Below are 6304 nucleotides of genomic sequence, written 5' to 3'. Positions count from 1 at the left end.
CTGTCGAGAACTGCGTAACTCATTGTTTACAAAGGAGTTTTCCGCTTCGACTGCGCCGGAAGTGGGGCGAATTATAGGCTTCCAGAATCTGCCGTCAACCCCATTATTCGGTTTTTCTATCAAAAACCTCAAAAAACCGATGCTTCCACTATATAGATAGCTACGAGTCAGTTTTTGCGCAATATATTGCTCATTCGCTAACAGTTAAGCATCATAGCGCCACGTATTTATCGACCATGACTTCGGAAGAACTCCCGCAATGACCCCCCCTCCTCGCAGCCTGGCATCCGCATTGTTTCCGATCGGCCTGCTATTAATCGCCATGGCGTCCATCCAATCCGGTGCGTCATTGGCCAAAAGCATGTTCCCTATTGTTGGCGCACAAGGCACCACCGCTCTGCGTTTGATTTTCGCCAGTGTGATCATGCTGGTGCTATTACGCCCATGGCGCGCCACGCTGACGGCCAAGTCCCTGCGCACGGTGATCATTTACGGGATGGCGCTGGGCGGCATGAACTTCCTCTTCTATATGTCCCTTCGCACCGTACCGCTGGGGATCGCAGTAGCACTCGAGTTCACAGGCCCGCTTGCCGTCGCTATCTATGCCTCGCGCCGGGCTGTCGACTTCCTGTGGATTGCCCTGGCGATCATCGGCCTACTGCTGTTGATTCCAATGGGCGAGGCCAGTAGCGGTATCGACTGGGTCGGCGCGGCTTACGCGCTGGGCGCAGGCGGATGCTGGGCCCTCTATATCTTGTTTGGCCAAAAGGCTGGGAACGACAATGGTGTTCAGACCGCCGCACTCGGCGTGATGATTGCCGCCCTGTTCGTCGCACCGATCGGCATCGTGCATGCTGGCGCCGCGCTGCTGACGCCCGCCCTGATCCCTATCGCCATCGGCGTCGCGATTCTGTCCACGGCCTTGCCGTACACGTTGGAGATGGTTGCACTCACGCGCCTTCCCGCCCGTACGTTCGGCACGTTGATGAGTATCGAACCGGCGTTCGGCGCCCTATCCGGCCTGTTCTTTCTGCATGAGCATTTATCTCTGGCCCAATGGCTGGCCATCACCTGCATTATCCTCGCGTCCGTAGGCGCTACGTTGACGATGCGCAACGAATCCAAACCGCTAGTACCCGCCGACTGATCATCTTTAAAGTCCGCTCTGGTATTTGCCGCTCATTTAGGCCATGTTTAGGCCGTAACCGAATGTCATTCATGGAGAATTTCGACACGGACAGCATGAACGCTTCGCTCGAGAGCGAGTAAAGCGGCTCTGTTCTTTTGCAGGGCGGCTATTAAGGATGGGAATGAAACGAATTTTGATACTGTTGCTGGTTGTGGGTATCGCTGGCTGTGCTGCAACCACAAAAACAGAAGTGAAACGGGGTAAGAAAGGGCTGCATATCAACTGTTCGGGCCTGTCCTCCTCCTGGGACCAGTGCTACACCAGTGCTGCCAACTCATGCGGCGCCAAGGGCTACCGGGTGATCGCCAAATCCGGCGATAACTCCGAGGAGCCTGGGGACTATCCCTTCGGTCTCAACCCTGCCGGCTATACCAGCCGCAGCATGATCGTCATCTGCAAATAGTTGCCCGAGCAGTCTGTCCTGACTGCTCATCTTAAATCCCGGCCATTTGCGGCATGAAGGCTAAACTCCTGCTCGACCATCGAGCCAATGGAGTTCCCATGCCGCACAACAAGAAAATCGTATTAGTCGTGGGTGCCGGTGACGCAACCGGCGGCGCCATAGCCAAACGCTTTGCCCGCGAAGGTTACATCGCCTGCGTCACCCGTCGCAGCGCCGACAAACTGCAGCCCCTGGTAGACAGCATTCAATCAGCCGGCGGTGAAGCCCATGGCTTTGCCTGTGATGCGCGTAAAGAAGAAGACGTGATCGCACTGGTCGAGCAAATCGAAACCGAGCTGGGGCCTATTGAAGCGTTCGTCTTCAACATCGGCGCCAATGTACCTTGCAGCATTCTGGAAGAAACCGCGCGCAAGTACTTCAAGATCTGGGAGATGGCGTGCTTTTCTGGCTTCTTGAACGCACGGGAAGTCGCCAAGCGCATGGTCACGCGTAACCGCGGCACTATCCTGTTCACCGGCGCCACCGCCGGCTTACGTGGAAGCGCCGGGTTTGCCGCCTTCGCCGGCGCCAAACACGGAATACGCGCCTTGGCACAAAGCATGGCGCGGGAGCTGGGCCCGATGAACATCCATGTCGCCCATGTGGTGGTCGACGGTGCCATCGATACCGACTTCATTCGCGAGAATTTCCCGCAAAAATACGCCCTCAAGGATCAGGACGCCCTCCTCAACCCGGACCATATTGCCGACAACTACTGGTTCCTGCACAACCAGCCACGGGACGCCTGGACGTTCGAACTGGACCTGCGCCCCTGGAACGAAACCTGGTGACTCCCTCTATAACAATAAGCAGTGAGTACAGACCATGAGTAAAACCCTGGAGTTCTTCTTTGATCTCGGCAGCCCCGCCACTTACCTGGCCTATACCCAGTTGCCAGCGCTGTGCGCCCAAACCGGCGCACAGGTGGTGTATCAACCGATGCTATTGGGCGGTGTTTTCAAGGCCACGGGCAATGCCTCACCGATCACGGTGCCTGCCAAGGGGCGATACATGCTCGATGACCTGACGCGTTACGCCAAACGCTACAACGTGCCGCTCAGGTTCAACCCGCACTTCCCCATCAATACCTTGTTGCTGATGCGCGCTGTCACCGGCATTCAAATCCACCAGCCTGAGCGCTTCCTCGACTTCATCGACTGCCTGTTCCAAGCACTCTGGGTGGAAGGCCATCACCTGGGCGACCCAAAGGTCGTGGCCAATGTGCTCACCGCAAAGGGGTTCGATCCCGAGCAGGTACTGGCCCTGTCCAATGATGCAGCCGTCAAGGACGCCCTCAAGGACAAAACCGAACAAGCCATTAAGCGCGGCGTGTTCGGCGCTCCCAGTTTCTTTGTAGGAAACCAGCTGTTCTTCGGCCAGGACCGTCTGGACTTTGTGCGTGAAGCCCTCAGCTAGATGTCGATTGCAGCCGGCAATGCCCCGGCTGCAACCGATCAAATCGCCGCAGTGCGCACCTGCAACCATTCAAGCGCTGCACCATCGAGCAGCGGGCTCAAACGCTCACGCACCTGGGCGTGATACGCGTTGAACCATTCACGCTCATCCGCCGTCAGCAACGACGGCTCCAGGCACCGGGTATCAATCGGGCACAGGGTCAGGGTTTCGAACTTGAGGAATTCGCCAAACTCGGTCTTGCCCGCTTCACGGTTCAACACCAGGTTCTCAATGCGCACGCCCCAACGGCCAGGGCGATAAGTACCCGGCTCAATTGACGTAATCATCCCTGGCTGCATCGCCGTTTGTGGCGCCGCAGCGGCTTGATAGGCAATCACCTGCGGGCCCTCATGCACGTTGAGGAAATAACCTACGCCGTGGCCTGTACCGTGACCGTAGTCCACGCCTTCTGCCCAGATCGGTGCCCGGGCAATGGCATCCAGCAACGGTGAAAGAATGCCTTTGGGGAACTGCGCACGGGACAGGGCAATCACGCCCTTGAGTACCCGCGTGCAATCGCGCTTCTGTTCTTCACTCGGTGTACCGATGGGCACCATCCGCGTGATGTCCGTGGTTCCGCCCAGGTACTGGCCGCCCGAGTCGATCAACAACAAGCCATCACCTTCGATCAGCGCATGCTCTTCTTCGGTGGCGTGGTAATGCGGCATCGCGCCGTTGGCATTGAAGGCGGCAATGGTGTTGAAGCTCAGCGATACATAGCCTGGGCGGCGGGTACGCGCAGCGGTCAGGTGTTCGTCAATCGTCAGTTCGGTAATGCGCTCGCGGCCCAGGGCACTGTCGAGCCAGGCAAAGAATTCGCACAGCGCCGCACCATCCTGTTCCATGGCTTGGCGGATATGTTCCGCGTCTGCCAGGCTCTTGCGGGATTTGGCCAGTGTGGTGGGGTTGAGGCTTTCAACCAGCTTGACGCTCGCGTCGAGGTTTTCCAGCAAGCCGGCAGTGACGCGGGCGGGGTCTACTTGCAAGCTTGCGCCCGCCGGTACCGCTCGCAGCGCTTGCGCCACCTCGCTGTAATCACGCAGGGTCACGCCATCCTGCTCAAGCACCGCCCGCAGTTGCGCATCGACCTTGCCCAACGCCACAAACAAAGTCGCCTGCTGTTGATTGATCAAGGCAAAGGACACAAACACCGGATTGAACGACACATCAGCGCCGCGCAGGTTGAATAGCCAGGCGATGTCATCCAGCGTCGCGATGAAATGCCAGTCAGCGCCCTTGTCTTTCAAACTGGCGCGCAAAGCGGCCAGTTTCTCGCCACGACTGACCGTGGCCTGGGGCGGCAGATGCTGATAGATCGGCTGGTTCGGCAATGCCGGGCGGTCTTGCCAGACTTCATTGAGTACATCGATATCGGTACGCAGACGCGCGCCACGCTCGGCCAACTTGCCACCCAGGGTACGTGCCGAGGCCACGGCCATGACCGCACCGTCCACCGCCACTACGCCACCCTCAGGGGTTTGCTCGGCCAGCCACTCCAGCGGCCCAGGCTGACCCGGTTGCAGCTTCACCAGCTCGATACCGCTGCCCTTGAGTTCCTTGGTCGCCTGTTCCCAGTAACGGCTGTCCGCCCAGACCCCGGCAAACTCCGCCGTGACGATCAGGGTGCCCACCGAACCATGAAACCCGGACAACCACTGACGCCCTTGCCAGTAACCCGGCAAATATTCGGACAGGTGCGGGTCCGCCGATGGCACCAGCAGGGCATGAATGCCTTCGCGGCGCATCAGTTCACGGGTGTGCGCCAGGCGCTGGGGAACCGTTCCATGGGTCAAAGGCTGCGTACTCATTGTGTCTCCTGCTAACCACTAATAATTGTTATGTGTTGCGAATGATAAATCAGACCGCCCAGAATGCCGGCGCGCTCGTCAACGCGGCCTTGATCAACTGCGCGGCCTGGTCGATATCCTGTTCGGTGGTGAACCGGCCCAGGCTCAAGCGAATAGTGCGAGCGGCACTGCGGGCGTCATGCCCCAAGGCCATGAGCACATGGGACGGCGCATTGCTGGCCGAATTGCACGCTGAAGTCGCGGAAAAGGCAATGCCTGCACTCAATGCGGCGGAGTTGAACTCGCCTTCGCTGAAGGTAAGGCTCAGCGTGTGCGCAATACGCTGGGTCGGGCTGCCATTAATACGCAAGCCGGCTACCGACGCCAGTTGATCCAGCAGGCGCTGGCGAAGTGCGACAATCGTGGCCTTCTCATCCGCGAAAGACGCTGCCGCCAGGGCAAACGCCGTGCCCATGCCGGCAATCTGATGGGTCGCCAGGGTGCCGGAGCGCAAACCGCCTTCGTGGCCCCCCCCATGAATCTGCGCCAATACCTTCTGCTGCGCCCGCGGCCCAACATATAACGCGCCGATGCCCTTGGGTCCATACAGCTTGTGAGCAGAGAACGACATCAGGTCCACCGGCCACTGGGCCAGGTCGATAGCCACCTTGCCCGCCCCTTGCGCCGCGTCCACATGGAACAACGCGCCCTGCTCACGCACCCGCGCGCCAATGGCCGGGATATCGTTGAGGGTTCCCAGTTCGTTGTTGACCAGCATCAGCGAGACCAGAAAGGTGTCCTCGCGCAAGGCTTCGCTGACCGCCTCGACGCTGATCAAGCCGTCTGCATCCGGTACCAGGTAAGTCACTGCCACACCGGCTTCCTGCAATTGCCTCGCGGTGTCCAGCGTGGCCTTGTGTTCGATCTGGCTGGTGATGATATGCCCACCCGCCACACCACGGGCCTGGGCCACGCCCTTGAGCGCAAGGTTGTTGGATTCTGTGGCACCGGAGGTCCAGACGATCTGCTCGGCCTCGGCCCCCACCAACTCAGCCACTTGACGACGCGCCTGCTCAACCTTCTGCCGGGCCGCTTGGCCGAATGCATGGGAACTGGACGCAGGGTTGCCGAAATGGGCGTTGAAACCCAGACACTCGACCATCACCTGGATAACTCGCTCATCCACCGGCGTGGTGGCGGCGTAGTCGAAATACAACGGACGTTTATTCATGAGGTTAAAACTCGCAGAGCGTATTCCCAAGAGCAGCGTCTCGGGGGCATCGACCAGAACAGAGGTCGTCAGGTTTAACCGATCGAATGCCATTAAAGAAGGTAACTTTATTTAAATGTGCGTAGGAACGCTCCTGGAATTGAGCTTAACAGGCTGAAGTAGCCCCATGGCAAACAAAAAGCCCGAGGTTCCTTGTGGAA

Annotated in this window: 6 protein-coding genes; 4 read left to right on the top strand and 2 right to left on the bottom strand. The window is 58.9% G+C overall.

Going from position 1 to position 6304, the window contains the following annotated elements:
- Positions 1-259 precede the first annotated feature (259 nt).
- From rhtA to A7K61_RS22805, 4 genes are all read left to right on the top strand, one after another.
- Entirely contained in the window at positions 260-1147 is an 888-nt protein-coding gene (gene rhtA, locus A7K61_RS22820) for a threonine/homoserine exporter RhtA (RefSeq protein WP_044267961.1), read from the top strand.
- A 163-nt stretch (positions 1148-1310) separates the two neighbouring features.
- Positions 1311-1592 carry a hypothetical protein gene (locus A7K61_RS22815; protein ID WP_003190182.1) on the top strand — a complete coding sequence of 94 codons (282 nt, stop codon included), beginning with the start codon at positions 1311-1313 and terminating at the stop codon, positions 1590-1592.
- A 98-nt stretch (positions 1593-1690) separates the two neighbouring features.
- Positions 1691-2422, top strand: coding sequence for an SDR family oxidoreductase (locus A7K61_RS22810; RefSeq protein ID WP_056788382.1), 732 nt, complete (start codon positions 1691-1693; stop codon positions 2420-2422).
- 34 nt (positions 2423-2456) lie between these two features.
- Positions 2457-3047, top strand: coding sequence for a 2-hydroxychromene-2-carboxylate isomerase (locus A7K61_RS22805; RefSeq protein ID WP_069558432.1), 591 nt, complete (start codon positions 2457-2459; stop codon positions 3045-3047).
- 38 nt (positions 3048-3085) lie between these two features.
- Here A7K61_RS22805 and A7K61_RS22800 read toward each other — a convergent pair whose 3' ends face one another.
- Positions 3086-4894 (bottom strand): aminopeptidase P family protein, encoded by a 1809-nt coding sequence (locus A7K61_RS22800; protein WP_044267952.1) that lies wholly within the window; start codon positions 4892-4894, stop codon positions 3086-3088.
- Positions 4895-4943: 49 nt separating this feature from the next.
- Positions 4944-6104, bottom strand: a complete 1161-nt coding sequence (locus tag A7K61_RS22795) for a cysteine desulfurase family protein (protein ID WP_069558431.1) — start codon at positions 6102-6104, stop codon at positions 4944-4946.
- Positions 6105-6304: the final 200 nt, after the last annotated feature.

This window comes from Pseudomonas sp. AP42, from assembly GCF_001728935.1.
GTDB classification, from domain to species: Bacteria; Pseudomonadota; Gammaproteobacteria; order Pseudomonadales; family Pseudomonadaceae; genus Aquipseudomonas; species Aquipseudomonas lactis.
This window is presented reverse-complemented; position numbering and strand designations above follow the sequence as displayed.

What these genes read in the sequence shown, in the direction of transcription:
- A7K61_RS22805 (WP_069558432.1), top strand. Translation starts at nt 2,457, where the DNA reads ATGAGTAAAACCCTGGAGTTCTTCTTTGATCTCGGCAGCCCCGCCACT.
- A7K61_RS22815 (WP_003190182.1), top strand. Translation starts at nt 1,311, where the DNA reads ATGAAACGAATTTTGATACTGTTGCTGGTTGTGGGTATCGCTGGCTGT.
- A7K61_RS22800 (WP_044267952.1), bottom strand. Translation starts at nt 4,894, where the DNA reads ATGAGTACGCAGCCTTTGACCCATGGAACGGTTCCCCAGCGCCTGGCG.
- A7K61_RS22810 (WP_056788382.1), top strand. Translation starts at nt 1,691, where the DNA reads ATGCCGCACAACAAGAAAATCGTATTAGTCGTGGGTGCCGGTGACGCA.
- rhtA (WP_044267961.1), top strand. Translation starts at nt 260, where the DNA reads ATGACCCCCCCTCCTCGCAGCCTGGCATCCGCATTGTTTCCGATCGGC.
- A7K61_RS22795 (WP_069558431.1), bottom strand. Translation starts at nt 6,104, where the DNA reads ATGAATAAACGTCCGTTGTATTTCGACTACGCCGCCACCACGCCGGTG.